Raw genomic sequence first — 25,594 nt, 5'->3', positions numbered from 1 at the left:
AGTTAGTCATGTAATATGTTCATATATTGAAGTTTTAGAATATATTGAAACATTCTTAGTGAACGTGTTTATTGCTATTTTATTTAAAATAGGATATATAGCTTTTTATAGATAGATGTTTAGACGTATATTTAAGTACATAAATACAAAATATAGTACGAATTTGTAATAATATAGTAAGTTGTAAGATAAGATATATCTACAGAGTAGAAAGGCCTGTGAATATGAGCGTAAAAAAACAAGAATTTGATATTACAGGTATGCACTGTGCAGCCTGTGTAAAACGTGTTGAAAACGTTGTTTCTAAACTTGATGGCGTAGAATCTGTTAAGGTTAACCTCTTAACTCGAAAGGGGAGCGTTGAATATAAAGACGGGGCTGCTGTAGATTCACAACAGATTATTGATGCCATTACGAATATCGGCTTTGGTGCTACAGAAGCAGACGAAACAAAGCAAGAAATAGAAAAGGTTAACTTAAAACCTCATATTATACGACTTATTATTGCTGCTTGTATGGCAGTACCGATGATGATTAATATGACCTTACATCGATTTGGTATTCAGGCATTGCCTGTATGGGTAGAGTTTGTTCTTGCTACTATTGCTCAGTTTGGTCCTGGTCTCATGTTCTATAAGAGCGCCTGGAGTGCAGTGAAAAATGGGGCGCTTACGATGGATGTACTCGTTGTAATGGGCACGACGGTAGCTTATCTATTCAGTATCTATAACTGGCAATTTCACCCTGAATTAGGCCCTCATGGAATATATTTTGAAACCTCTGCGTGGCTCATTACCTTTATCCTTCTTGGTAAACTCTTAGAAGAGATTGCAAAAGGGCGTACCTCCGAAGCACTTCAAAAATTGATTGCCTTACAACCTGCAACGGCTCATGTGTTGCGTGATGGAGAATTTATTGATATCCCTACATCTAAGGTGGTAGCCGGTGATATTTTACAAGTTCGTGCAGGTGAAAAGATCCCTGTTGATGGCACGATTACTGAGGGATATTCCACAGTAGATGAGGCTATGCTGACCGGTGAAAGCTTACCGGTAGAAAAACAAGTTGGTTCTGAAGTTATTGGTGCTACTATAAACCTAAGTGGTGCTTTTACCATGGAAGCCAAGCGTATCGGTTCCGATACGATGTTGTCTCAAATTATCAAGGTTGTAGAAGAGGCACAAACCTCCAAGGCTAGTATTCAACGTATTGCAGATATCGTGGCTCAATATTTTGTACCGACCGTTATTGGCCTTGCTGTTTTGACAGGTCTTGTGTGGTACTTCATTATGGGAGATTCTATTAACGTTGCTCTCATTAATGCAACAGCGGTACTGGTTATCGCATGTCCTTGTGCGCTTGGCCTTGCTACACCAACATCTATCATGGTTGGGTCTGGCCTTGGTGCGGAACACGGTGTGCTCATCAAGAGTGCAGAATATCTTGAAAAAGCGGGTAAACTCGATGCCATTGTTATGGATAAAACCGGTACCCTTACACAGGGTGTATTGGATGTGACGGCTTTTAAAAATTATAATGGTGATGAAAGTACTAATATGTCTATTATGTTGGCTCTTGAAAGTGGTACATCTCATCCGATTGCAAAGGCCATGGTTTACTATGGTGAAGATTATGGCTATAAAGGTAAAGCTGTTGAACTTGAAAGTTTTGCTGATGTACCAGGTAAAGGGTTACAAGGTGCATACCAAGGCGTATCCGTACAACTTGGGCACAGTCGTTGGATGAATGAACTAGGTTATGATTTAACGGCGGTTCAAGAAGATATTTTACAATTTGAAGAACAAGGTGCTTCCGTATCTGTTCTAGCTGTAGATGGCATTGTTAGTGCTTTGTGGGCCGTAGAAGACGAATTACGTCCAGAAACTATCGAGGTTGTAAAAGAGTTACATGCTCAAGGTATTGATGTATGGATGCTTACTGGTGATAATCGTCGAACTGCTCAATATATTGCTAAACAGGCGGGTATCTCCCATGTTATAGCTGAAGTATTGCCTCAAGATAAGGCTAGCAAGGTAAAAGAATTGCAAGATAAAGGTCTTGTAGTGGGGATGGTTGGTGACGGTATCAATGATGCTCCTGCTCTCGTTACGGCAGATATTGGTTTTGCTATTGGCAGTGGTACAGATATTGCGGTAGAAGCAGCCGACATCGTCCTTGTACGAAATGATTTACATACCTTGGTACAAGCAGTACGACTCAGCCGTAAGACAATGACTAATATTAAACAAAACCTATTCTGGGCATTGATCTTTAACTGTATCGGTATTCCGTTGGCCGCAATAGGTGCATTAAATCCAATGATTGCGGGTACAGCAATGGCATTTAGCTCTGTAACAGTCGTAGGTAACTCGCTTCGTTTGAAACGAGCTAAAATTTAAGATTATACATATAATTGAATACTATAAAGCACCTATACAGAGGTATAGGTGCTTTATTATATCTACAGACATATAGTTAAGTATATATTTATATCTTATATTGAGACGTGAAATGGATATTTAATTCCTACGATAATGGTGTTTTTAGACGGCTTATGATTTGTTATACTGAATATGGTAATTGATTTAAAAGAGAGGTTCATGATTATGAAATTAAGTACTCGAGACATTGTCTATATTGGTTTTATTGCCGCGTTATGTGCAGTGGCTACTACAATTCGCATTGAAATACCAGGTGGCGCTATGGTTCATTTAGGATCTGCTGCACTCTTTACAACATCTATCCTCTTTGGTGGATTATATGGAGGCTTAGGTGCGGCAATTGGATCTGCACTATTTGATCTCTTTGGTGGTCATACACAGTACATCGTATTCTCTTTCTTTATTAAAGGCATTGCAGGACTTATCGTAGGTGGTATGACTGCAGGCTATTTGCCACCCTCTATAACAAAACCAACTGCATCCTTTGGTCGTATTTTAGTATCCCTTATTATTGGTGCTATTTGGACCGCTTTTGGCTATTTCCTTGCGTGGTGGTTTGTTCTTGAAAGTGCGGTCGTTGCGGCTAGCAAAATTCAATACTCCTTGATTACAAGTGCTGCAGGCATTGTAGTAGCAATTATATTAACACCTAAATTACAAACGATAGTACGCAGATTGTTTACTAAAAATTAATTGCTACAATGTCTTAGCATGTTTTAGTTAGGCACTGCTAAAAAAGCTATAATAATCTGATACATTGATAAATAAACTATCATATCGATAAATACAAAAGCCTTTAGTTGCAAAATTAGTTTAGCGTCTAAAGGCTTTTTTGTTAGGTTATTATTTTATAATTAGTGATTGTATTAGCTATTAAGCTATTAGAAATTACACAAGTCATTTAGGTTTTCTGCCATTGTAGGGTGTGTGAAGATTTGATTTTTGAAATATGTATATGGAATGTTATTATCCATAGCCATTTTAATTAAGTTAATCAATTCTTCAGCGCCTTGGGAATAGAGTGTAGCACCGAGGATTAAATCGTTTTCTGCATCTACAACGATTTTAAAAGCACCTTTTAAATAGTCGTTTACATGTGCTCTTGGCATAGTAGCTACGAGCATTTCTTTTGTTTTAACAGTATATCCTTGGTTGATTGCATCTTCTTCTGTAAGACCTACACGAGAAAGTGGAGGTGTTAAGAAGGTAGTATAAGGAATATTTTTACGATCTTTTAATGTATATTGGCTGTTACCTGTAAGTGCGCCAAATACGATACGGAAGTCATCAAGAGATACATATGTGAATTGAGGTCCACCGTTTACATCGCCGACTGCGTATACACCAGGAACGGAGCTTTCACAAGTATCATTAACTACAATGGCACCGCGTTCGTTAGTAACGATGTCCGTATGTTCTAAACCGATATTAGCTGTATTGGCTTTGCGCCCTGTAGCGTATAGAACAGCATCAAATGTATAGCTTTGATTGTTAGTGGTGATAACTGGTTTGTCGCCATCATTAGATACAGAGTTTAATGTTACATTATTAAGAATAGTAATACCTTGCTCAGCTAAGTACTCGTTAGCTAATTCTTGTACAATTGGTTCCTCACGTTTTAAGATACTAGATTCAATATTAAATACTGTAACCTTTGCACCAAGTTTAGCGTGTAGGCTGGCAAATTCAAGGCCAATAGGACCAGCACCGATAACGCCTAATGTACTAGGTTGAGTAGGTAATTGTTGAATTTCTGTACTATTATAGAAACCTGTAGCTGTATCGATGCCAGAAATATTAGGTTTAATCGCTATAGCACCGGTGTTTATAACGATAGTGTCAGCAGATAATATAATCTTATCCTCGCCAGCGGTAACGGCGATTTCTTTATTGCTAATAAATGCACCATGTCCAGTATAGACATCGACATGATCATTAGAATCTAACATAGTAAAGTTTTTATTTCTTAAGCGAGATGTAACAACTTCACGTTGGTTTAATACTTGATCGTATGATAAGCCTTTTGACGCGGCAATGATCATCGTCTTAGTAGGGATACATGCGATATTAATACATGTACCACCGTACATTAGTGGATTTTCTTCAATCATGGCTACGGATTTGCCCATAGAGCCAAATTTTGCGGCTAATGTTTTACCAGCCTTGCCGAAACCTAAGACGATAATGTCATATTGTTTGGTATTCATATAATACCTCCTATTTTTATATTGAAAATATTAGATATTGATATTATAGCATATTATTATAGATATAAAAGTAGAAATTAGAATTAATTATCATTGATTATGAATTAAATTTGTCTAGAATGATTATGTTAAGGTAGTCAATTAGTTTATGGTTTTGGTTCAAGGGGATGAGATAGCTTGTATATCTGTGATTTATATGTATTATAGCAATAAATTAAGTGTGTTAAGTATTTCTACTTGACACATTTCTTTATGTACGGTAGTATATGTAAAGTAATATGACTTGACAGTGATGGAGGTGGCGAAATGGAAGAACGAGTACTTATAAGTTTGCTCTTAGATTTCTATGGGCCATTGTTAACGGACAAGCAACGAATGTCCTTACAACTTCACCACGAAGATGATATGTCCCTTGGAGAGATTGCTGAGGAATTAGGCGTATCACGACAGGCTGTACACGATAACTTACAGCGTGCTCGACACATTTTAAATGATTACGAATCTAAATTGCACTTGGTGGCACAATATGAACAACGGGAAGGCTTGCTTTCACAGTTGAAAGCAACATTGCCTAAAGAGGTGTTAGCCGAAACCAAGGTGCAGCAAGTATTGGCGCAAATGGAGGGATATTATGGCATTTGATAGCTTGTCAGAAAAACTGCAAGAAGCCTTTCAATCCTTAAAAGGGAAGGGCAAAATTACAGAAGATGATGTCAATCTTGCGTTGCGTCAAGTACGTACAGCTTTATTAGAAGCTGACGTTAACTTTATGGTAGCAAAGGACTTTGTTAAGTCCATTAAGGAAAAGGCCCTTGGTGAAGAGGTGTTCGGTTCCTTAAACCCAGCTCAAACGGTTATTAAAATCGTAAATGATGAGTTGACGGCTCTCTTAGGTGGTACGCAAAGTCGTATCATGATTTCTAGCAAGCCTCCAACGATTATTATGCTCGTTGGTTTACAAGGTGCTGGTAAGACTACAACAGCTGGTAAACTAGCTGTATACCTACGTAAACAAGGTAAACGTCCAATGCTTGTCGCTGCCGACGTATATCGTCCAGCTGCGATTACTCAGTTGCAAGTTGTAGGTAAGCAAATTGATATTCCTGTATTTGCGGATGAAACACCTGGTGCGAATCCAGTAGATATTGCGCGTCGCGCTGTAGAGCAAAGCACGCATATGCTGAAAGATGTTGTTATCATCGATACCGCAGGACGTTTGGCTATAGACGAAGTCCTCATGGATGAGTTGTCAAACATCAAAGCTGCTGTTCGACCTCATGAAATTCTGCTCGTTGTAGATTCCATGATCGGTCAAGATGCAGTGACAACAGCGCAAACCTTTAATGAAAAACTAGGTGTTGATGGTGTTATCCTTACTAAACTCGATGGTGATGCGCGCGGTGGTGCCGCATTATCCATCAAAGCTGTAACAGGCTTGCCAATTAAGTTCACTGGTGTGAGCGAAAAAATGGATGGCTTTGATGTATTCTATCCAGACCGCATGGCTTCTCGTATTCTCGATTTGGGCGACTTTAAAACATTGATTGAAAATGTACAAGGCGCCATTGATGAAGAAGAAGCTCGTGAAATGGCAAAGAAAATGGCGAAAAACAATTTCACCTTGGATGACTTCTTAAAACAGATGAACCAGGTGCGAAAGTTAGGGCCATTACAAAATATTATTGGCATGTTGCCAGGCATGGGACAAATTAAGGATCAATTAAAGGACCTTGATTTGAATAGTAAAGAGGTGCGTCGTATTGAGGCTATCATTACATCCATGACGGCGGCAGAGCGAGAAAATCCAAGTATTCTTAATGGTTCTCGCCGTAAGCGTATTGCATTAGGTTCTGGTACACAGGTCCAAGATGTAAATCGCTTGTTGAAACAATTTGAAGAAGCGCGGAAGATGATGAAGCGCATGCAAGGTTTACGTGGCGGTAAGGGCGGCTTCCCTGGAATGCCTAAATTACCGTTTATGTAATACATGGGCAGGGGCGCTGAACTTGTCCATCCACATCAGTATAAGGAGGTGAATTTCACAATGTTAAAAATTCGTTTGACTCGTTTAGGTGCTAAAAAAGCTCCTTTCTACCGTATCGTAGTTGCTGACGCACGTGCTCCACGTGAAGGTCGTCCTGTTGACACAATTGGTCAATATGATGCTACTAAACAACCAGCTATCGTTAATGTAGACGAAGAAAAAGCTTTGGCTTGGTTAGCTAAAGGTGCTCAGCCTACTGACACTGTTCGCTCCTTGTTCAAAAAACAAGGCGTTATGCAAAAATTTGCAGACGCTAAAAAGTAATTAATAGAGAGGCATACTGTGATGATAGAATTAATTTCATTAATTGCGAAATCATTAGTGAAGCAGCCTGATGCCGTTTCTGTTACCATGGTCCAAAAGGGGAATGTGGAAGTTTATGAACTTCATGTAGCCCCAGAGGATATGGGTAAAGTCATCGGAAAGCAAGGTAGAATTGCTAAAGCGATTCGCTCTGTGGTGAAAGCGGCGGCTATTAAAGAGAACAAAAAGATATCTGTTGATATTGTTTAAAAGGGAGTATTCCAATGGAAGAAATGACATTACGTGTCCCTGTAGCAGTAAAAGCAAAAGTAACAGATGACTTGAAAGCGAAAATTGTTTCCGATCTTGAAACTCGTCTTGATATGGTGAATAAAGATTTGGAAGCAATTGAGTTCCAAGCTCAACGTATTTTGGCTGATGCAGCTAAAGTTGATGCTACAAGTCTCACTGCTATTCGTCAACAAATCGACGAAGAAAAAAATAAACGCTTGGCTTTCAAAGAAGAAGTAACAGCTAAATTGAAGGATGCTAAGGAGTTGTCTTTAGGAACTGAAATTCCTCAAGGTACATTAGAGCAAACAGTTACCGTTAAAATCGGGGATAATTTGGATGCCTTGATGGGCGCTGAAATCCTATTAGAAGACGGTAAGATCGTTGCGTTTCGTCAATAATGAAACATAACGATTTCATCACAATAGGTGTTATCATCGCCCCGCACGGCGTGCGGGGTGATCTTCGTATTATGCCTCAAACCGATTTTCCAGAACGGTTTATGCATATGGATGCCTGTTACATCGATGGTAAAGAATACCACGTTGCATCCGCACGATTTCACAAACAATTTGTATTAGCATCCTTTAAGGAAATTCCTGATCGTAATACGGCTGAATTATTGAGTAAGAAAGAAATTCAAGTGCGCCGTGAAGATTTAGTGGAATTGCCAGAAGGTCGCTATTATATCTTTGATATCATTGGCCTTGAGGTACAAGATACTATGGGTAATGTGCTTGGCACAGTTACTGATGTATTACAACCAGGTGCTAATGATGTCTATGTGGTCTCTAAAGATGGGGAACCAGATCAATTATTTGCAGCCATTGAAGAGGTCGTTAAAGACATCGATGTGGAAAATAAATTGATGATCGTAGATCCGCCTGAATGGATATAATCCTTTGGGCGGTTTTGTTTTATCTACATATAGGTATATTATCGTAAAAGGTATATAATATAGCTATATATAGATAATACTAATGAGTTAATGTGAGTTAATAAGTACAGGGGACGGTTTATGCGTATTGATATTGTATCTTTATTTCCAGATTTTTTTGATGCGTTTTTTAATCATTCCATCATAAAACGAGCTATCGAGACAGAACGTCTATCTGTAGGTGTAACGAATCCTCGGGATTTTAGCCATAATAAGCATGGTCAAGTAGATGATACACCATATGGTGGTGGGGCTGGTATGCTCATGATGGCACCTCCTATTTTTGAAGCCGTAGAATCTATTATTGCTCAATATGATAGTGATATTAATGAAACTTATACCACAGATGAGATGTGTGATGAAATGAGTCTTATTGGTAATCCTAATGAAAGTATACGACGTCGTATTATCTTTATGGGACCTACAGGACAGCCTTTCACTCAGGAGAAGGCTCGTGAATTGGCTAGCTATGATCAAGTGGTTCTTATTTGTGGTCACTATGAAGGTGTAGATTATCGCGTAGAGAAACATCTTGTAGATGAAACGATTTCTATTGGTGATTATGTATTAACCGGTGGTGAGTTGCCAGCCATGGTAGTTACTGATGCAGTGGCTCGCATGATACCTGGTGTATTAGGCGCGGCTAGTGGAGCACAAGAGGATTCTTTTTATGAACCTCTGTTAGAATGCCCTCAATATACAAAGCCCCCTGAATTTAGAGGCTGGTCTGTACCGGATGTATTGCGCAGTGGTCATCATAAAAACATTGCCACTTGGCGTCAAAAAGAAGCACTTAAAAGAACTCGGTTGTTACGTCCAGATTTATTAGAGCGTCCATTAACAAAAGAAGAAATTAAGCTTTTAAAAGAGATAGTTGAGGAAGAGTCTGTAAGACATAAAGGTGAAGAATGAAACTATTCATGAACGGATAGGTTACTTTAAAGCTTAATTTCATTAAATTCCGTTTTTGAGAGGGAATAGAGCAAGACACGTATGATTTTGCCTATTCGAGCGAGGTTATTTATGGAGTTTAATTGTTATGATGTCCTTGAGGTTCAGGGCAGTCGTTATGTAATAACTGAAAAAATTAAATATAACGAGATTATTCCAAAAGCAGATCAAGAACAGGCCTATAAAGCTAAGCCGTCAATGCAAAAGTCGCCTGGTGATTATTGGCATGAATATGGCCTCGAGGATGTTGAGGGGTCTGATAATATATGGGTCACCATTGAATACAATGATAATGAATGGTGCACTGTATCTAGAACATCCTATCGCAAACGAGCACCGAAGGGCTTTACGTTACATCAAATTGGCTTAGAAAAGGTTGTGGCTGTAGATGGTGATAGTGGTGCTTCCGTAGGTGACAGGGCTGGCTATAAGGAATATCAATTGCCTTGTGAAGGCGGTGCTAGTGTATTCTTTGAAGAAAACTGGTTTAAAGGTGAGAAGATGTTCGCCGAAGGGGCACGTGTTCCTTTGAGGAATATTCGTCTCTGTAATGATACGGCAGCTAACGCTATTAGTAAAAAGAAACGGAATCAACGTTTGAAAAAACGCTTTGAAGGAGTTGCTAGTGCTATAGGGGTCGGTGCATTATTTTTTATGTGCCTTATTAGCTGGGAGGGCGATATGTCTTGGCATGACGTACGTGCTACATTCGGATTCCCATACACTGCAAAGGAGCATATGCACGATACATCCGTGTATTATACTAAGACGGATTCGGAGAATGAATATATATATACTTCCAGTTTAGATCCTGTAAGTACAGCCTTAGATTTAATCGAATCTTTAGACGGAGAGATTAGAAATGAAGGTGATGACCTACAAGAGGGTCGTGAAGTCATTGTATTCTATGATGCTAAGTCCGCCTATATTATTACAAATACGGACGGTCAAACCCGAGTTAAGGTGTGTGAGCCAGGAAAGTTGACACAAGAGGATCTAGATATTATTAATGGCACAATGCGAAAGTCCCATGTACTTGATTCCTATGCCTATATGGTTCGCCAAAAGGATAGTGGGGGACGCGATAAATTCTATAACGGATATAATCATAATGCGGCTAGTCCATATAACCGTTAACTATGAAAATAAAGGAACAATCTTAGGAGGTTTATCATGATTTATATTCCTGATGTATTATTGACGATTTTTTATGCTTGCTTTGGAATTTTCCTAATGTTAACAGCTAATACTGTTATTGATTTCTTTGTACCTGGCAAATTCAGTGAAGAAATTAAACGTGGTAACTGTGCTGTAGCATGGCTCTCAGCAGGTTCATTTATCGGAATTGGTGAGATTTTGCGAGCTGTTATTATGTCTCCTGTAGTGACTACAGCTGATACATCTTTATTGCACGGTGTTGTGGCCAGTATCGTATATGCTATTTTAGGTATTATATTGTTTGTAACCGGCTATATGTTTATTAATTTATGGCATCGAAAATATAATTTATCTGAAGAGATTATGCGTGGTAATACGGCAGCGGGTATCCTCGTATTTGGTATCTTTGTAGGTCTTGCTCTCGTTGTTAGTGGTGCTGTGCACTAAGGGAGTGTCCTATGTATAAGCCAAGTAAGAAAACTATATACATAACGAGTGCCTTTGCCGCTGTGGCGGGACTTGTTGGTGTGTCCTCATACTGGAATGACATTGCTTATGTTGTATGTGATAAAATCTATCCCAAAGCAAATGATGGGGAAGTCCGATTAAAGGATAATCAAGGTAATCGTTATTCTCTATTAAACCATGGAGATGGTAAAGAGACGGCTTTATATGACGACAATCGGTCTGTTACCTTTCACCGCGATACCAGTGGAAATTTAGTATGGGATGCTGGTTTAGCAGGGCTTTTACCTAGTATTGCAGCAGGCTACTATATGTTTTATGGATTTAATCCACCTACAGCGCGTATGGATGGACGAACCATGACATATCGTGTGGCAGCCCCATTAAAACCGTATGAAGAAACGACACCATATACGGCATCTGGTTCAAATGTGCATAGTTCTTTGGGCCGAAGGACTTATTTAGATTATGAAAAGCGTAGAAGTAGTAAAGCGTCCTCCATAGGTCAAAAGTCTGGATTTGGTAGTGCTGGAGTGCGTTCTAGTAGTTCCTAATGGAGGCCGATATTATGAAATCGTATATAGATGAACTTGATACGAATATATTGCCTTTTGTGGATTATGAGGGCTATGCTGATAGGTATCCTGCGCTTTCTGCACAATCTTTTTCAGCTGATTTTTATGATGAAATACGACATGCGTCGCGCATGTTGTTTCAGATATTTTGTAAAGCCGCCAAGGTATTTCAACAGGCACCTAATGAGTTTGCACTCAATATGGATATGCCAGAAAATTTGATTCCTTATTTACATCGTGGGAATCCATTGGGCTTACCTACATGGTTATCTCGATTTGACTTTGTCCTTGATGATAGAAGGCAATTGCGCATGGTAGAGATTAATGCGGATACACCCTGCTTTCTGATTGAAAGCTATTATGCTAATGGTGTAGCGGCACGATATTTCGATAAAGTAGATCCTAATATAGATGCTTATAATGAACTTGAGCGTTTTTTGAAACGCGTATATGAAGGAACGTCTCGTAAAAAATATAGTGTGACTAATAAACATCATAATATGATGACTGATAATGAAATAGAACCCTTTGTTTTCGGGTGCTTTCATGATTATTTAGAGGACTATGGAACTACACAGTTTCTCTTACATGCTATGAAATCAGCATGTCCAGAAGCAGATATTCGATTCTTATCCTTTTATGATATGGTCATTGATGATGATGGTATTCTGTTATCTGATGGTAGTCATGCAGCAAACCTGTATCGTTTACATCCTATGGAACTATTGATTGATGAAACTACAGCAGATGGTGAACCATTAGGTGAAATGTTTTTAGATTTATATAATGAATACCGCTTTAATCTATTTAATCCACCAGAGGCGATTATTCTGCAGAATAAATCGTTTATGTCCTTGGTATATGCCTTATACTTAACAAACCAGTTCTTTACAGGACCTGAGCGAGATATTATTAAACGCTATTTGACGCCTTCTTATTTTGAAAGTGATTTCCCAAACCTTGATGATGGGCTATATATTCAAAAAGAAATTTGGGGACGTGAAGGGCGAAATATTCAGGTTGTTCAAAAACGTGGAAATCAAGGTGAACTATACATGGAGAAATTTGTAGATAACTATGATGATATAGTTTGTCGGGACAGCCAAAAGGTTATGTATCAGGAGTTCATCAAGCAGAAACACTTTACTCATACCGTAGATAGCGGTACTAAAGAAGGCTGTTTGACATTATCTTGTTTTATGCTTGGAGATCAAGCTTCTGCAGTCGGTTGTCGTTTTTCTCCAGAAGAAATTGCCGGTACTGAAGCTTATTTTGTGCCACTCTTAGTGGAATAATTTTACGTTGTTATTTTAATTTTAGTTTTAGTATCTTAATCTGAAAGATTACTAGTCGTTTATACTGATTATCTTATCAGTTAAGTATCATTTATTTTTTTGGAGATTTTAGGCTTTGGCTAATTTATATATTGGACTTGTTCATTATCCTATTATGAATAAACATAAAGAGGTCATTACGACGGCTATTACAAATTATGATATACATGATATTGCACGAGCATCTATTACCTATGATGTGTCTAAATATTTTGTCATTCATAATATTCCAGCTCAACGTGAGTTGGTAAGTACGATTATGGAACATTGGAAATCTGGATTTGGCTCTACTTACAATCCAGATCGCAAGGATGCTTTCACCGGCGTGGAATTGGTAAACTCAATTGCGGTAGCGGTGCGAACAATTGAAGACATAGAAGGTATAAAACCTATAGTAGCTACAACAGATGCTCGCACCTATGATAATACGATTTCCTATGCACGGATGCGTGAACATCTTGAAAATGAGGGGCGCCCTGTGTTAGTATTATTTGGTACCGGTTATGGTATGACAAAAGAAACGATGGAAAGCTTTGACTATATTTTAGAACCTATATATGGCCATGGTGAATACAATCATTTATCCGTGCGTAGTGCCGTATCAATCATCTTAGATCGGCTGCGGGGCGAAGCATGGTGGAATAAATAGGAGGCGTCTATGTCAGGACATTCTAAATGGGCAAATATTAAACATAAAAAAGGTAAAACCGATGCATTAAAAGCTAAATTGGCTACAAAAATCGGTCGTGAAATTACCGTTGCAGCACGCATGGGTGGTGCAGATCCAACTGGTAATATGCGTTTGAAATTGGCTTTGCAAAAAGCTCGTGAAAATAATATCCCTAAGGATAACATTCAACGTGCTATCGACAAAGGTATCGGTGCTACGGACATGAATGCATATGAAGAAATCGTATACGAAGGTTATGGTCCTGCCGGTGTTGCCGTTACTGTTGAGGTGATGACCGATAATCGTAATCGTGCTGCTGCAGACGTGCGCCATGCATTCTCTAAACAAGGTGGTAACCTTGGTGAAAGCGGCTGTGTAGGCTGGATGTTCAAATCTAAAGGCGTATTTGTTATCGATAAAGAAGGTCATGATGAAGATGAGGTAACTATGCTAGCTCTTGAAGCTGGAGCAGAAGACCTTAAGGCTGAAGATGATGTATTTGAAATTTATACAACACCAGAGGATTTTGATGCGGTAGAAGCAGCGCTTGCTGATGCGGGTATCGAAACTGTAGTAGCTAAAATCACGATGATTCCAGATACAACGATTGAGTTGACTGGTGATGATGCTGTGAAAATGCAGAAAATGCTTGACGTATTGGATGATCTTGATGATGTACAAAACGTATATCATAATGGTATTTTGCCGGACGATGAAGAAGAATAATAATAAAGGGGGCACTCTATGGGGTGCTCCTTTTCTATTGAAATTAAACTCGGATATTTATTAAAGTTAAGAAAATTAATATGTCTCATGTATAATTCATAGGGAAATTCATGAACTTCGATGTGAAATTATGCTATAATAAAATAGATTATGTAATGGAGGTAGGCGGTAGCTTATCTCATTTTTAAACTAAGGGGGTTGGGGTGCGCATTATAGGAATTGACCCAGGCACGGCTATATGCGGATATGGCATTATTGACGTGAAGGGTAGCAAACTAACACCAGTAGCCTATGGGGCTATTACAACTCCTAAGGAATTGACTGATTCACAGCGACTGGAAATTCTATTTAATGATCTTAGTGATTTATTGGAGGAATATAGGCCTGATAAGTTCGGTGTGGAGGAATTATTTTTTAACCGTAATGTAACAACAGCCATTAAGGTAGGGCAAGCACGTGGTGTTATTTTATTGGCTGCTGAACAACAACGGATTCCTATTTATGAATATACACCATTACAAATTAAACAAGCTGTCACAGGTTATGGTAAAGCTGATAAGAATCAGGTCATTTATATGACGATGAATATTTTGGGGATTCGTGAGAAAATTAAGCCTGATGATACGGCAGATGCATTAGCTGTTGCTATCTGTACGGCTCATAGTTCTCACAATGATCGATTAAAGAGGTTGGTATAATGATAGGGTATGTGCGAGGTATCGTAACACATCTTTTTAAAGAATCGTGCTATGTTGATGTACATGGCGTAGGGTATCGCGTATATGTGCCGACCACTACGCGTCAACAGCTGACAGAGGGCCATGAGGCGACGCTATTCACGTATCTTAATGTACGAGAAGATGCAATGCAACTTTATGGCTTTTGGACGGAAGAAGAATATGAGTTGTTTATACTCCTCATTTCTGTTTCTGGTATCGGGCCCAAGGTGGGGCTTGGCATCTTGTCAGGCATGACACCTGAGGCTTTCAAATTAGCGATTATCAATGGACAGGTACAGCAATTAACAAAGTTACCTGGTATTGGTAAGAAGTCTGCGGAGCGACTTGTTTTAGAGTTAAAGGATAAAATCGCTAAGATGACACATATTTCTGCGGAATCACCTGCGACTATTCAGCCTGTTGGTGTTGCTGCAAACGGTGCTGCAGGAGAAGCCATTGAAGCCCTCGTATCCTTAGGATACTTGGAACGGGATGTAGCAGATATTGTAGAGTCTTTAGATGATGGTAAGCGTGATGTATCTGAGTTGATAAAAGTCAGCTTAATTGAGCTTGGGAAAGGACGATAAGGATGAATGAAGAAGTACGCCTTGTCGGCAATGGCGAGCACGAAGAGGATATATGGCAATATAGCCTTCGGCCTAAGCTTTTTAATGAGTATGTAGGTCAAGAAGAGGCTAAAGGCAATCTAAATGTGTATATTCAAGCTGCAAAACAGCGTGGGGAAGCATTGGATCACGTGCTACTTTATGGGCCTCCAGGTCTTGGCAAGACAACATTAGCAGGGATAATTGCAAATGAATTGGGTGTTAATTTTCGTATAACTTCTGGTCCTGCTATTGAAAAGTCTGGTGACTTAGCTGCAATATTAACAAATTTGGACGACCATGATGTATTATTTATTGATGAAATTCATCGCTTGTCTCGTAGTGTAGAGGAAGTGTTGTACTCTGCTATGGAAGATTATGCTATTGATATTATCATCGGTAAGGGTCCAAGTGCTCGAACTGTGCGCATTGACTTGCCAAAATTTACATTGGTAGGTGCCACGACTCGAGCGGGTGCTTTGGCGGCACCGTTACGGGACCGATTTGGTATTATTAATCGGTTGGAATATTATAAACAACCAGAGTTAGAATTTATTGTGACTCGAGCCGCAGAAATACTTAATATTGGTATTGTGTCGACTGGGGCAAGCGAAATTGCACGTCGTTCACGAGGAACACCGCGTATCGCAAACCGTCTGCTTAAACGGGTACGCGATTTTGCACAAGTCATTGGTGACGGGGTTATCACTCAAGAAATTGCAGATGAAGCATTACAACGTTTATATGTAGACAAAATGGGACTTGATCGAATTGATCGACGTGTGTTGGAATGTATTATTGAAAAATATGATGGCGGCCCTGTAGGGATTGATACCATTGCGGCGGCTATCAGCGAAGAGAGAGATACCATCGAAGATGTGTATGAACCATATTTGATGCAATTAGGATTTTTAGGACGTACACCGCGTGGGAGGGTGGCTACTAAATTGGCCTATGAGCATTTAGGTATTTCACAGACAGGGAAATAACAATGAAAACTAAACGATTACAATTGATGATAATGGCCACTTTATTTTTAGGTGTAAACATTGGCGGTGCTTCTGTAGCACATGGAGCGACGCTGCAAAATAAAAGTGCAGTGGTAACGAAAAAGCCAACGCCAAAATCAACAGTATCTAATACAACTGTATCGAAAGTAAATACGACGAAGAAATCTAGTTTTCGTCCACTTGCTACTAAACCAGTTGCAAAGCCGGTCGCAACAACTAAAACGGTTTCTAAGTCAACTGCTACATCTACGGTGGTTAAACCTAGTGCAAAACCGGTTAATGTAGCAAAGCCTGCTACAGCTACAAAGCCGGTAACGATGGCTAAACCAGTTAGTGCAACAAAATCAACTAGTACTGCGAAATCTAGTACTAATGCAACAGCTACGAAATCAGCTGCTACAGGTAAAGCTACAACGGCTACAAAACCTGCGGCTTCTGCTACTGCAAAGCCAGCTACTAAACCTGCAGTTACTGGTGATAAACCTGTAGCACAAAAAAGAGCTACTGAAAAAACAGCTACTAAAAAGGTAGTAAAAACAACGGATGTGAATAGCATTCAAGCCAATACAGCAGTTATTACTCGCAACAAAGTGGGCTCCGTAGTGACGCCTGCTACAGAACGTAAAGAAAACATGCCAAATGTACGTGTTCTACTAGGTAGTCGTAGCTCCGATGCTACTGTTACATCTACAGCTAATATGGTTGTATTGAACAGCGGTAATGGTCAAGTTAGCACAATCAGTGCTAATCGTGGTACATCTATTGGCGTTCGCGGCGGCAAGATTGCTGTAAATGGAAAGGCTATTGATAGTGTGGTTACATTGAAGCCTGCGAATGGTGATGCACCATTCTTGTTCGAAGGTAAAGGTTATCGTGGCGGTTTAACATTACGTGCCAATAATGGAACCATGATGGTCATTAATTCTGTGCCCCTTGAGGATTACCTGTATGGTGTTGTCCCACAAGAGGTAGTACCGTCTTGGCCGGCTGCTGCATTAGAGGCACAAGCCGTAGCAGCTCGTACTTATGCTCTTCATACGATGGAACAAAATAAAGGTAAATTCTACGATGTGAGTAATTCCACGGATCATCAAGTTTATAGTGGTGTGAGTGGTGAATCTCAAGCTACCACAAATGCAGTAAATAAAACTAAAGGCGTAGTTATGCTTTATGATCAACGTCCTATTAATGCCTTATTCCATTCTGATGGCGGTGGCTATACAGAGGATAGTGTAAATGTTTGGGGAAGTGATGTGCCATACTTGAAAGGGGTAAAAGACTTTAGTACTGGTACATCTACATCGAATTGGACTGTTACTACCTCTCGTCAAGCTCTTGAAAGTAAACTTAATGCGGCAAGTAAAGGGGTAGGTAAATTGAAGAGCATTCAGTTGACTCCTCTTGGTAAGCCTGGGCAACAAACATCGGACCGCGGTGTATCAGGTCGTATAAAGAGTGCTACTTTCATAGGTACCTCTGGAAAAACTACTGTAGATGGCGATGCATTGCGTAGTATTTTAGGTTTAAAATCTACACTATTTGATTTCTATGTAAATCACAACCCTGCTAAAGGCACGGGAAAGGCATATCATAGCTTTACTGGCAAGAATGATACTGTTTATATTAAAGGCCACGGTTGGGGTCATGGCCTTGGTATGTCTCAATGGGGCGCTGCGGAAATGGCAAAGCGTGCTAATCCTGGAGATATAAATTATTACCAAACTATTTTGCGTCACTACTATAGTGGCATTACATTGAAGAAAATGTACTAATAAGGATTACGATGAAAGTTACAGATTTTGATTATGAATTGCCAGAGGAACTGATTGCTCAGCATCCTGTAGAACCTCGTGATACAGCACGGCTTTTAACCTTAGATAAGGTAAGTGGTGAAGTTAAACATAAAGGGCATTTTTATGATTTGCTAGAAGAACTCCATGAAGGAGATGTGCTTGTATTTAATAATACGAAGGTTATCCCTGCGAGATTATATGGACATCGTCAAGGTTCTGGTGGCAAGGTGGAGGTACTTCTACTCACACCATGTGGTGAAAATCGATGGGAATGCCTTGTTAAACCGGGGAAAAAATGTCCTATCGGGCAAGTTATAGAGTTTGATGACCGCCTAAGTGGAGTTATTATAGATAAAACAAATTTTGGAGGCCGTATCATTCAGTTCACATGCAACGGTGTGTTTGATGATGTGATTCAAGAAATTGGTGAAATGCCATTACCTCCATACATTCATGAAAAGTTAGAAGATAAAGACCGTTATCAAACGGTATATGCTAAGGAGAAAGGCTCTGCTGCGGCACCAACTGCAGGACTTCACTTTACACCTGACCTCTTAGAAAAGATTAAAGCTAAAGGTGTAGAGCTTGAGTTTGTAACCTTACATGTTGGACTTGGCACCTTTAGACCTGTATCGGCAGAGACTATTGAAGACCACGAAATGCATAGTGAGTTCTTTGTTGTACCTCAAGATACGGCGAATCGAATCAATGCAGCCAAACAAAAAGGGTCTCGTATCATTGCCGTAGGTACTACATCGGTGCGTACTCTTGAGTCTGCTACGAATGATGATGGTGTATTACAAGGTATGAGTGGTTGGACTCAAATTTTTATCTATCCTGGCTATAAATTTAAGATGATTGATGCGTTGGTAACGAATTTTCACTTGCCTCAATCTACATTGTTAATGTTGATTAGTGCACTAGCTGGTCGTGAACACTGTTTGGCGGCCTACGAAGAAGCTGTACGTGAACGTTATCGTTTCTTTAGCTTCGGCGATGCTATGTTTATACGTTAGGAGGGACTATGCCGAGTATTATTTATGAATTACAAAAGACATGTCCTCATACGGGGGCACGGGCAGGTTTATTGCATACGCCACATGGTACCTTCCAAACACCGATGTTTATGCCTGTAGGCACGCAAGCGACAGTTAAAACTATGACACCAGAAGAACTAAAGGCTATGGGTTCTCAAGTTATTTTGAGTAATACCTATCATTTATTTCTTCGCCCAGGGCCGGAGCTTGTAGAAGAGGCTGGGGGCTTACATAAATTTATGAATTGGGATCAAGCGATTCTTACTGATAGTGGTGGATTCCAAGTATTTAGTTTAGGCGATATGTGCAAAATTACTGAGGATGGTGTTACATTTAGATCCCACATTGATGGATCAAAACAGTTTCTATCTCCTGAAGTGGCTACAAAGGTACAAGAGCAATTAGGTTCTGATATTGCGATGGCTTTTGACGAATGTATTCCGTATCCCGCGGATCATGATTATGCGAAACGCTCTACGGCGCGTACCACGCGTTGGGCGCATCGTTGCCAAGAGGCTCGTAAAGCTCATGACCGCCAAGGCATGTTTGGTATCGTTCAAGGTGGCATGTACAAAGACTTGCGCAAACAAAGTGCGGAAGAACTTGTAGCTATGGATTTTGAAGGTTATAGCATCGGCGGTTTATCCGTTGGGGAACCTCATGATTTAATGAATGAAATCTTAGAATATACTACGCCATTATTGCCAACTAACAAGGCTCGTTATTTGATGGGCGTTGGCACCGCAGATTGTCTGGTAGAAGGTGTAGCACGTGGAGTTGATATGTTTGATTGTGTATATCCAACTCGTGTTGCTCGAAATGGGATGGCCATGATCTGGAATGGTCGCCTTAATATTCGAAATGCTCAATTTGCTCATGATTGGGGTCCTTTAGAAGAAGGTTGCCAATGTTATACATGTAAAAATTATTCCCGTGCATATATTCGTCACTTATATAAGGCAGAAGAGATTTTGGCATTACGCCTTGTAACATATCATAATCTCTATTTCTTATTAGAGTTTATGCGTCAAATGAGACAAGCTATCTTAGAAGATCGGTTCCCACAATTTAGAATGCAATTTTGGGATAGCTTTAAAAAATAGTAATTAAGTCTAGTCAAATTTATATTAGGTGGCTATACTAGAAAAGAAATACATATTTATTAACCTAGGAGGATAACATGGGAGATATTCAACAAATCTTGCAAACTAGCTGGCCTATTTTGTTAATGGTAGTGATTTTTTACTTTTTATTGTGGCGTCCACAAAAGAAACAACAAAAAGAGCGTGCTAGCTTGTTAGGTAGCTTAAAAAAAGGCCAAAAAATCGTTACTATTGGTGGTATTTATGGCGAAATTGTTGAACTTGATGATGAAAAAGTCAAGGTACAGGTATCTGAAAAAGTTGAATTAACATTTGCTCGTACAGCAGTTGCTAATGTACTGTCTAAGAAAAACAAGGAAGAAAAATAATGAATACAAAGGAAGCAGTGCGCCAGGCGTGTAAGTCTCAGCGCGCTGCTTTATCCGTTGCTGATTGTAGGTCGTGGACGCCGATGTTGACGAATCAAATCGTTAATAGTCCTGAGTATATATCGGCAAAAAACATTATGGCCTATTTGGCGATGCCTAAAGAGGCCAATTTAGACGATGTGATTCGTCATGCTTTAGAACATGGTAAATCTGTATACGTTCCAGTATGTACTGATAAGACGACTATGATTGCAGTTCGTCTTAAGTCTCTAGAATCTATCACTCGGGGTGTGTTAAATATACGTATTCCCGCTGAGCCATACGATATTATTGATCCGTGTGACTTGGATTTGATTTTAGTGCCTGGTGCTGGCTTTGACCGTCAAGGTGGTCGTATGGGAATGGGGAATGGGTATTATGATCGATTTCTCAAGGAACTTTCACCAAGTACATTTATGGGCGTATGTTGGACTATACAATTATGGGAGACACCAATCCCAATGGAAGCATTAGACCAACGAATGAGTAAAATTGTGACAGAGCAAGGCATTATACATTGTGTATAGCAGAAGGGAGCAACTATTTTGAACGGTAAAGCTATTATCAAGTTTTTAGTAGTCATTGCTGCCATCATTGGATTATTTGCGTATTTTATTCAACCATTAGCAGGCTCTTTGAAACAAGGCCTAGACTTGCAAGGTGGTACGCATATCGTATTGGAAGCAGAGGACTCTGCGACTGGTACAGCTGACAATGATGCAGTGGAACGGGCGAAGCAAATCTTAGAGCGTCGTATTAATGAAATGGGTTTATCTGAACCATTGGTACAACGTGAAGGTGCTCGTCGTATTATCATTGAATTGCCAGGTGTAAAAGATCCTGACGAAGCGATTAAACGTATCGGTAAAACAGCGGTCTTGGAATTTAAAAACGACCAAGGTCAAACCGTTATGACTGGTGATGACTTAAAAGATGCTAAAGAAGAGTTAGGTCAAAATAAACAACCACTCGTTGCTATTGAATTAAGTGATGAAGGGGCTAAGAAGTTTGCTGATTTAACATCTAAAAATATTGGTCGTCGTATTGCCATTACATTGGATGGTAAAGAATTGACTAATCCTGTAGTACAACAAGCAATTACAGGTGGTAAAGCCACTATTTCTGGTAGTCAAAGTTTAGAAGAAGCTAAAGACTTAGCTATTTTATTACGTTCCGGTGCATTGCCTGTTAAAATTAATGTATTGGAAGTGCGTACAGTAGGTCCTTCTTTGGGGCAAGACTCCAAGGATAAATCTGTTGTAGCCTTCAGTGCTGGTATTGCAATGATCATGATTTTCTTGGTTATCTTATATCGTTTTTCTGGCATCGTAGCTAATATAGCATTACTTGTATATGTTATGCTCTTATTACTCGTGTTGGGCAAGGGCTTTAATGCGACTATGACATTGCCAGGTATTGCTGGTATTATCTTATCCATGGGTGTTGCGGTAGATGCAAATATTCTTATCTTTGAACGTTTTAAGGAAGAGGTATTTTCCGGCAAATCTATGCGTGTTGCTATGGAAGCAGGCTTTAGCCGTGCGTTAGCCACAATTACTGATGCAAACGTATCCGTTATCATTACAGCTGGTATCTTAACTATTTTAGGCTCTGGTCCTGTAAAAGGCTTCGCTATCAGCTTAGGCGTAGGTGTTGTGGTGAGTATGTTCACTGCGATTACTGTGAGTCATTTCTTATTGCGCTTATTAATCGATTGTAACTTTACAAACCATCCATTCTGGTTTGGTGCGAATATTTCTCCGAGCACAAGTGCTGACGCATTTGCACCTAAATCTTTGAAAGGAGGTAAACGCAAATGACATTAGACGTAATTAAACATCATCGTTGGTGGTTTGCTATTTCCTCCACACTTGTTATAATCAGCTTAATTTCCATATTTACTAAAGGGTTTAACTTTGGTATTGATTATACTGGTGGTACGATTGTTGAAGTTGTATTTGATCAACCTGTAGAGGTTAGTCAAGTTCGTGACGTTCTAAAAGAATATAATCTTGAAAATGCACAAATTCAGCTTTCCGGTGATACTACTGGTGATACAGCGGGCGAAGACGTAATGATTCGTACACGTAATCTCGAGTCTAGTGAAAGTGCCGCTGTTGTTGATTCTTTGACTAAATCTATTGGTAATAATACAGTTAAACGTATTGAAACTGTAGGAGCTGTAATTGGTTCTGAAGTTACAGAACATGCGTTATTGAATCTTGTTATAGCATTTGCAGCATTAGCTCTATATATTTCTTATCGTTTTGAATATAAGGTTGCCATTTCTGCGTTAGTTGCCATTTTCCATGACTTGATTATGGTTCTTGGTGTTTTCTCTTATTTCCAACTAGAAATTGATGCATCCTTCTTAGCTGCCATTCTTACGGTTGTAGGTTACTCCATGAATGAATCTGTAGTTATCTTTGACCGTGTTCGTGAAAATACGCATACACATAAACGTTCTGATACATTTGCAGATTTGGCGAATGCGTCTATTACACAAAGTATTCACCGCAGTTTCTATACATTGGCTACCGTTATGTTTGCTTGTGTATCCCTTTATCTATTCGGTGGGGACACTACAAAGAACTTTGCCCTTTGCATGATCATCGGTTTTGCTAGTGGTGCGTACTCCTCTATCTGTGTAGCTACATCCTTGTGGGTTATGTGGAAGAGCCGTAATAAAAATGACGTACGTAATCAATAATAAGTTATAAATTATTATTATTGTGTTAATGATTAAAGTATAAGAACCTCTCTAGATTTATTTTTAGAGAGGTTCTTTTATTGTACGCCGAATAGGCATGACTAAACCCCCAGTTAAACTGGGGGTCAGTAAAATTTCTTAGAGAAAAGGAAAGAACCTCCTAGTGCTAAAATGGAGTTGGTCTGGCAACCACAACATTTCAACATAGGAGGTTCAATGTCAATGAATGACGTAAAAAGCTTATCACATAGTAAATGGAGATGTAAATATCATATTGTTTTTGCTCCAAAGTATAGAAGGCAAATAATTTATGGTCGGATAAAAGCTGATGTAGGTAAAATTCTAAGAGATTTATGTAAGAGAAAAAATGTAGAAATTATCGAGGCAGAATGCTGTCCGGATCATATACATATGCTAGTAACAATTCCACCACATTTAAGCGTATCAAGTTTTATGGGATATTTAAAAAGCAAAAGTAGCCTCATGATATTCGATAAACACGCAAATTTAAAATATAAGTATGGAAATAGACATTTTTGGTGTAGAGGATATTATGTGGATACGGTGGGAAGATATGAAGGAGCGATAAAAGAGTATATTCGCAATCAGTTACAAGAAGATATAGCACAAGATACATTAAACTTTAAAGAATATACCGACCCGTTTACGGGTGAGCCGGTAAAATAGGCAAAATAAAAGCCCCCGAGTAGGGGGCAGCCAGTGGTAATAGAGTGGTTGTCAGATCATTCAATGCCCTCTTTAGAGGGCCACCACTAGAGAAAGACCCTTATAGGGTCAGGGCAAACCACCCGTTCTACGGGTGGTTATGATTTTGCTATCTTTTATTATGTAAAATGGTATAGGTATTTTACAGATAACAGTCATTTTTAACTATATAAAATTTAAAAAGGCTTGTTCTTGAATTCTATAAGATAGAGGCGTAAAATGGCTAGGTGACACGATACAAAAGGAGATACAAATATGGATTCAAATAGATTATGGAGCCCTGCTTTTACTAATTATGGTATTAGTAGTGGTATTTTATATATGACTCAATATGTTCTCGTAGCGGCATTGCCAATTGTAATAACGTCTGAGCTGGCTGGCAGTGATCTTGATGCGGGTTTAGCGATGACATATTTCCAAATTGGTACAATTTTATGTAGGATTTTTGCAGGACGATTAATAGATGGTTTTAATAAGCGTATTGTTCTATTAATATCAACAGCCTTGTTTTTCATTATTATGGGATTATTTAATTTTACTACATCCTTAGAGGCTGTTTTCGTACTACGTGGGTTACATGGTGTTGTGTTTGCCCTTGGAACAACTGTAATGGCTACTCTAGCAGTATTAGTATTACCTCCTAGTCGAAAAGGTGAGGGAGTTAATATGTTTGCTATCTTTTCAAATATAGCAATGGTATTAGGACCTGCTATCGGCCTATATGCTTTATCGTCATACGGTAGTATGGCATTGTACATATTTTTAACGGTTATGACTGGATTGGCTATGGTCTTAAGTAATATTATTCCCCTATCAAAGGAGTTAGCATTACCTAAACAATCAAAATATAAAGGTTGGCATATTTCCCAGTTTATAGAAAATAAAAGTTTACCTTGGGCTTTAATGGGCTTATTTATTGGTTTTACTTATTCTGGTGTTTTAGTTTTTATACCCATAGAACTTAATAGCATGGGGGCAGGAATATGGGGAAGTGCTTTCTTTGCTATTTTTGCGTTGATGATTATTATTAGTCGACCTATAGTAGGAAAAGTATATGCTCGATATGGTTCAAAAATTATTATCTATACAGGATTAGGATTATTTATACTAGGCTTATTTGTATTGGGATTAGCTATAACCCCATTAGCTATTCTATTCACCGCTCCGTTGTTGGGGTTAGGCTATGGTGCAGCACAACCTGCATTTCAAGCGCTGGCTATACAATCAGCTCCTATTGAGCGTGCGGGTGTATCAACAGCAACATATTTTTTAGCATTAGATATAAGTGTTGGCGCTGGATCAGTTATACTTGCAGTATTAGCTAGTGCGTGGGGCTATCAATATTTATATATGTTCACTGCATTGGTTATGGTGATAGCGCTTGCTTTGTATCATATATGGGTAAAAAGATATACTCCTTTAGAACTATAGTTGTTTAAGGT

The 25,594-nt window shown here is 39.1% G+C and carries 28 protein-coding genes; 27 read left to right on the top strand and 1 reads right to left on the bottom strand.

The features are described from left to right. Nucleotides 1-224: 224 nt before the first annotated feature. Entirely contained in the window at nt 225-2,399 is a 2,175-nt protein-coding gene (locus FNLLGLLA_RS06815; protein ID WP_174892336.1) for a heavy metal translocating P-type ATPase, read from the top strand. A gap of 207 nt (nt 2,400-2,606) precedes the next feature. Next, a complete protein-coding gene (locus tag FNLLGLLA_RS06810) occupies nt 2,607-3,134 on the top strand; it encodes an ECF transporter S component (protein ID WP_174892335.1) in 528 nt (175 codons plus the stop codon). A gap of 188 nt (nt 3,135-3,322) precedes the next feature. Here FNLLGLLA_RS06810 and FNLLGLLA_RS06805 read toward each other — a convergent pair whose 3' ends face one another. Continuing rightward, on the bottom strand, nt 3,323-4,648 hold the full coding sequence (locus FNLLGLLA_RS06805) for an FAD-containing oxidoreductase (RefSeq protein WP_174892334.1): 1,326 nt from the start codon (nt 4,646-4,648) through the stop codon (nt 3,323-3,325). Nucleotides 4,649-4,954: 306 nt separating this feature from the next. Here FNLLGLLA_RS06805 and ylxM point away from each other — a divergent pair, with 306 nt between their 5' ends. The 25 genes from ylxM (at nt 4,955) to FNLLGLLA_RS06680 (ending at nt 25,583) form a co-directional block, all read left to right on the top strand. After that, entirely contained in the window at nt 4,955-5,290 is a 336-nt protein-coding gene (ylxM, locus tag FNLLGLLA_RS06800; protein ID WP_004695559.1) for a YlxM family DNA-binding protein, read from the top strand. After that, the gene (gene ffh, locus FNLLGLLA_RS06795) at nt 5,280-6,632 is read left to right on the top strand and encodes a signal recognition particle protein (RefSeq protein ID WP_024060991.1); all 1,353 of its coding nucleotides are present in this window, start codon (nt 5,280-5,282) and stop codon (nt 6,630-6,632) included. The genes ylxM and ffh overlap by 11 nt, the downstream gene beginning before the upstream one ends. A 60-nt stretch (nt 6,633-6,692) precedes the next feature. Next, nucleotides 6,693-6,956, top strand: coding sequence for a 30S ribosomal protein S16 (gene rpsP / locus FNLLGLLA_RS06790; protein ID WP_004695565.1), 264 nt, complete (start codon nt 6,693-6,695; stop codon nt 6,954-6,956). Nucleotides 6,957-6,977: 21 nt separating this feature from the next. Beyond that, the gene (locus FNLLGLLA_RS06785) at nt 6,978-7,205 is read left to right on the top strand and encodes a KH domain-containing protein (protein WP_004695567.1); all 228 of its coding nucleotides are present in this window, start codon (nt 6,978-6,980) and stop codon (nt 7,203-7,205) included. A gap of 14 nt (nt 7,206-7,219) precedes the next feature. Beyond that, a complete protein-coding gene (locus FNLLGLLA_RS06780; RefSeq protein WP_004695569.1) occupies nt 7,220-7,627 on the top strand; it encodes a YlqD family protein in 408 nt (135 codons plus the stop codon). Then, nucleotides 7,627-8,124 (top strand): ribosome maturation factor RimM, encoded by a 498-nt coding sequence (gene rimM, locus FNLLGLLA_RS06775; RefSeq protein WP_105087063.1) that lies wholly within the window; start codon nt 7,627-7,629, stop codon nt 8,122-8,124. Before FNLLGLLA_RS06780 ends, rimM begins: the two co-directional genes overlap by 1 nt. A gap of 120 nt (nt 8,125-8,244) precedes the next feature. Continuing rightward, nucleotides 8,245-9,075: a tRNA (guanosine(37)-N1)-methyltransferase TrmD gene (gene trmD / locus FNLLGLLA_RS06770; RefSeq protein WP_156696984.1), complete on the top strand. Its 831-nt coding sequence runs from the start codon at nt 8,245-8,247 to the stop codon at nt 9,073-9,075. 111 nt (nt 9,076-9,186) lie between these two features. After that, nucleotides 9,187-10,251 carry a hypothetical protein gene (locus FNLLGLLA_RS06765; RefSeq protein WP_004695575.1) on the top strand — a complete coding sequence of 355 codons (1,065 nt, stop codon included), beginning with the start codon at nt 9,187-9,189 and terminating at the stop codon, nt 10,249-10,251. Nucleotides 10,252-10,287: 36 nt separating this feature from the next. Next, a complete protein-coding gene (locus tag FNLLGLLA_RS06760) occupies nt 10,288-10,719 on the top strand; it encodes a DUF350 domain-containing protein (protein ID WP_004695577.1) in 432 nt (143 codons plus the stop codon). Nucleotides 10,720-10,730: 11 nt separating this feature from the next. Then, nucleotides 10,731-11,291, top strand: coding sequence for a hypothetical protein (locus FNLLGLLA_RS06755; protein WP_004695579.1), 561 nt, complete (start codon nt 10,731-10,733; stop codon nt 11,289-11,291). A gap of 14 nt (nt 11,292-11,305) precedes the next feature. After that, nucleotides 11,306-12,607 carry a glutathionylspermidine synthase family protein gene (locus tag FNLLGLLA_RS06750; RefSeq protein ID WP_004695580.1) on the top strand — a complete coding sequence of 434 codons (1,302 nt, stop codon included), beginning with the start codon at nt 11,306-11,308 and terminating at the stop codon, nt 12,605-12,607. Between the two features lie 115 nt (nt 12,608-12,722). Next, the gene (locus FNLLGLLA_RS06745; RefSeq protein WP_004695583.1) at nt 12,723-13,295 is read left to right on the top strand and encodes an RNA methyltransferase; all 573 of its coding nucleotides are present in this window, start codon (nt 12,723-12,725) and stop codon (nt 13,293-13,295) included. Between the two features lie 9 nt (nt 13,296-13,304). Beyond that, nucleotides 13,305-14,042, top strand: a complete 738-nt coding sequence (locus FNLLGLLA_RS06740; RefSeq protein WP_004698429.1) for a YebC/PmpR family DNA-binding transcriptional regulator — start codon at nt 13,305-13,307, stop codon at nt 14,040-14,042. 203 nt (nt 14,043-14,245) lie between these two features. Continuing rightward, a complete protein-coding gene (gene ruvC, locus FNLLGLLA_RS06735) occupies nt 14,246-14,740 on the top strand; it encodes a crossover junction endodeoxyribonuclease RuvC (RefSeq protein ID WP_004695586.1) in 495 nt (164 codons plus the stop codon). Then, nucleotides 14,740-15,348: a Holliday junction branch migration protein RuvA gene (gene ruvA, locus FNLLGLLA_RS06730; RefSeq protein WP_004698493.1), complete on the top strand. Its 609-nt coding sequence runs from the start codon at nt 14,740-14,742 to the stop codon at nt 15,346-15,348. Before ruvC ends, ruvA begins: the two co-directional genes overlap by 1 nt. A 2-nt stretch (nt 15,349-15,350) precedes the next feature. Further along, on the top strand, nt 15,351-16,355 hold the full coding sequence (ruvB, locus tag FNLLGLLA_RS06725; protein ID WP_101929030.1) for a Holliday junction branch migration DNA helicase RuvB: 1,005 nt from the start codon (nt 15,351-15,353) through the stop codon (nt 16,353-16,355). 2 nt (nt 16,356-16,357) lie between these two features. Next, nucleotides 16,358-18,148 (top strand): SpoIID/LytB domain-containing protein, encoded by a 1,791-nt coding sequence (locus FNLLGLLA_RS06720; protein WP_101929031.1) that lies wholly within the window; start codon nt 16,358-16,360, stop codon nt 18,146-18,148. Nucleotides 18,149-18,159: 11 nt separating this feature from the next. Further along, nucleotides 18,160-19,185: a tRNA preQ1(34) S-adenosylmethionine ribosyltransferase-isomerase QueA gene (queA, locus tag FNLLGLLA_RS06715; protein WP_008715727.1), complete on the top strand. Its 1,026-nt coding sequence runs from the start codon at nt 18,160-18,162 to the stop codon at nt 19,183-19,185. 8 nt (nt 19,186-19,193) lie between these two features. Then, nucleotides 19,194-20,309, top strand: a complete 1,116-nt coding sequence (gene tgt / locus FNLLGLLA_RS06710; RefSeq protein WP_174892333.1) for a tRNA guanosine(34) transglycosylase Tgt — start codon at nt 19,194-19,196, stop codon at nt 20,307-20,309. 77 nt (nt 20,310-20,386) lie between these two features. Beyond that, nucleotides 20,387-20,677 carry a preprotein translocase subunit YajC gene (gene yajC, locus FNLLGLLA_RS06705; protein ID WP_004695596.1) on the top strand — a complete coding sequence of 97 codons (291 nt, stop codon included), beginning with the start codon at nt 20,387-20,389 and terminating at the stop codon, nt 20,675-20,677. After that, the gene (locus FNLLGLLA_RS06700; RefSeq protein WP_004695599.1) at nt 20,677-21,243 is read left to right on the top strand and encodes a 5-formyltetrahydrofolate cyclo-ligase; all 567 of its coding nucleotides are present in this window, start codon (nt 20,677-20,679) and stop codon (nt 21,241-21,243) included. Before yajC ends, FNLLGLLA_RS06700 begins: the two co-directional genes overlap by 1 nt. A gap of 18 nt (nt 21,244-21,261) precedes the next feature. Continuing rightward, a complete protein-coding gene (gene secD / locus FNLLGLLA_RS06695) occupies nt 21,262-22,536 on the top strand; it encodes a protein translocase subunit SecD (RefSeq protein ID WP_004695600.1) in 1,275 nt (424 codons plus the stop codon). Next, nucleotides 22,533-23,426 (top strand): protein translocase subunit SecF, encoded by an 894-nt coding sequence (gene secF / locus FNLLGLLA_RS06690; protein WP_004695602.1) that lies wholly within the window; start codon nt 22,533-22,535, stop codon nt 23,424-23,426. The genes secD and secF overlap by 4 nt, the downstream gene beginning before the upstream one ends. A gap of 222 nt (nt 23,427-23,648) precedes the next feature. Beyond that, nucleotides 23,649-24,113: an IS200/IS605 family transposase gene (gene tnpA, locus FNLLGLLA_RS06685; RefSeq protein WP_038125930.1), complete on the top strand. Its 465-nt coding sequence runs from the start codon at nt 23,649-23,651 to the stop codon at nt 24,111-24,113. A gap of 294 nt (nt 24,114-24,407) precedes the next feature. Then, on the top strand, nt 24,408-25,583 hold the full coding sequence (locus tag FNLLGLLA_RS06680; protein ID WP_021147928.1) for an MFS transporter: 1,176 nt from the start codon (nt 24,408-24,410) through the stop codon (nt 25,581-25,583). The last annotated feature ends 11 nt before the right edge of the window (nt 25,584-25,594 follow it).

Origin of the sequence: Veillonella parvula (genome assembly GCF_902810435.1) — a bacterium.
In the GTDB taxonomy this organism is placed as follows: Bacteria; Bacillota; Negativicutes; order Veillonellales; family Veillonellaceae; genus Veillonella.
The sequence above is the reverse complement of the archived record's forward strand: the minus strand, read 5'-3'. Positions and strand labels throughout refer to the sequence as shown.

What these genes read in the sequence shown, in the direction of transcription:
- FNLLGLLA_RS06815 (WP_174892336.1), top strand. Translation starts at nt 225, where the DNA reads ATGAGCGTAAAAAAACAAGAATTTGATATTACAGGTATGCACTGTGCA.
- FNLLGLLA_RS06810 (WP_174892335.1), top strand. Translation starts at nt 2,607, where the DNA reads ATGAAATTAAGTACTCGAGACATTGTCTATATTGGTTTTATTGCCGCG.
- FNLLGLLA_RS06805 (WP_174892334.1), bottom strand. Translation starts at nt 4,648, where the DNA reads ATGAATACCAAACAATATGACATTATCGTCTTAGGTTTCGGCAAGGCT.
- ylxM (WP_004695559.1), top strand. Translation starts at nt 4,955, where the DNA reads ATGGAAGAACGAGTACTTATAAGTTTGCTCTTAGATTTCTATGGGCCA.
- ffh (WP_024060991.1), top strand. Translation starts at nt 5,280, where the DNA reads ATGGCATTTGATAGCTTGTCAGAAAAACTGCAAGAAGCCTTTCAATCC.
- rpsP (WP_004695565.1), top strand. Translation starts at nt 6,693, where the DNA reads ATGTTAAAAATTCGTTTGACTCGTTTAGGTGCTAAAAAAGCTCCTTTC.
- FNLLGLLA_RS06785 (WP_004695567.1), top strand. Translation starts at nt 6,978, where the DNA reads ATGATAGAATTAATTTCATTAATTGCGAAATCATTAGTGAAGCAGCCT.
- FNLLGLLA_RS06780 (WP_004695569.1), top strand. Translation starts at nt 7,220, where the DNA reads ATGGAAGAAATGACATTACGTGTCCCTGTAGCAGTAAAAGCAAAAGTA.
- rimM (WP_105087063.1), top strand. Translation starts at nt 7,627, where the DNA reads ATGAAACATAACGATTTCATCACAATAGGTGTTATCATCGCCCCGCAC.
- trmD (WP_156696984.1), top strand. Translation starts at nt 8,245, where the DNA reads ATGCGTATTGATATTGTATCTTTATTTCCAGATTTTTTTGATGCGTTT.
- FNLLGLLA_RS06765 (WP_004695575.1), top strand. Translation starts at nt 9,187, where the DNA reads ATGGAGTTTAATTGTTATGATGTCCTTGAGGTTCAGGGCAGTCGTTAT.
- FNLLGLLA_RS06760 (WP_004695577.1), top strand. Translation starts at nt 10,288, where the DNA reads ATGATTTATATTCCTGATGTATTATTGACGATTTTTTATGCTTGCTTT.
- FNLLGLLA_RS06755 (WP_004695579.1), top strand. Translation starts at nt 10,731, where the DNA reads ATGTATAAGCCAAGTAAGAAAACTATATACATAACGAGTGCCTTTGCC.
- FNLLGLLA_RS06750 (WP_004695580.1), top strand. Translation starts at nt 11,306, where the DNA reads ATGAAATCGTATATAGATGAACTTGATACGAATATATTGCCTTTTGTG.
- FNLLGLLA_RS06740 (WP_004698429.1), top strand. Translation starts at nt 13,305, where the DNA reads ATGTCAGGACATTCTAAATGGGCAAATATTAAACATAAAAAAGGTAAA.
- ruvA (WP_004698493.1), top strand. Translation starts at nt 14,740, where the DNA reads ATGATAGGGTATGTGCGAGGTATCGTAACACATCTTTTTAAAGAATCG.
- ruvB (WP_101929030.1), top strand. Translation starts at nt 15,351, where the DNA reads ATGAATGAAGAAGTACGCCTTGTCGGCAATGGCGAGCACGAAGAGGAT.
- FNLLGLLA_RS06720 (WP_101929031.1), top strand. Translation starts at nt 16,358, where the DNA reads ATGAAAACTAAACGATTACAATTGATGATAATGGCCACTTTATTTTTA.
- queA (WP_008715727.1), top strand. Translation starts at nt 18,160, where the DNA reads ATGAAAGTTACAGATTTTGATTATGAATTGCCAGAGGAACTGATTGCT.
- tgt (WP_174892333.1), top strand. Translation starts at nt 19,194, where the DNA reads ATGCCGAGTATTATTTATGAATTACAAAAGACATGTCCTCATACGGGG.
- yajC (WP_004695596.1), top strand. Translation starts at nt 20,387, where the DNA reads ATGGGAGATATTCAACAAATCTTGCAAACTAGCTGGCCTATTTTGTTA.
- FNLLGLLA_RS06700 (WP_004695599.1), top strand. Translation starts at nt 20,677, where the DNA reads ATGAATACAAAGGAAGCAGTGCGCCAGGCGTGTAAGTCTCAGCGCGCT.
- secF (WP_004695602.1), top strand. Translation starts at nt 22,533, where the DNA reads ATGACATTAGACGTAATTAAACATCATCGTTGGTGGTTTGCTATTTCC.
- tnpA (WP_038125930.1), top strand. Translation starts at nt 23,649, where the DNA reads ATGAATGACGTAAAAAGCTTATCACATAGTAAATGGAGATGTAAATAT.
- FNLLGLLA_RS06680 (WP_021147928.1), top strand. Translation starts at nt 24,408, where the DNA reads ATGGATTCAAATAGATTATGGAGCCCTGCTTTTACTAATTATGGTATT.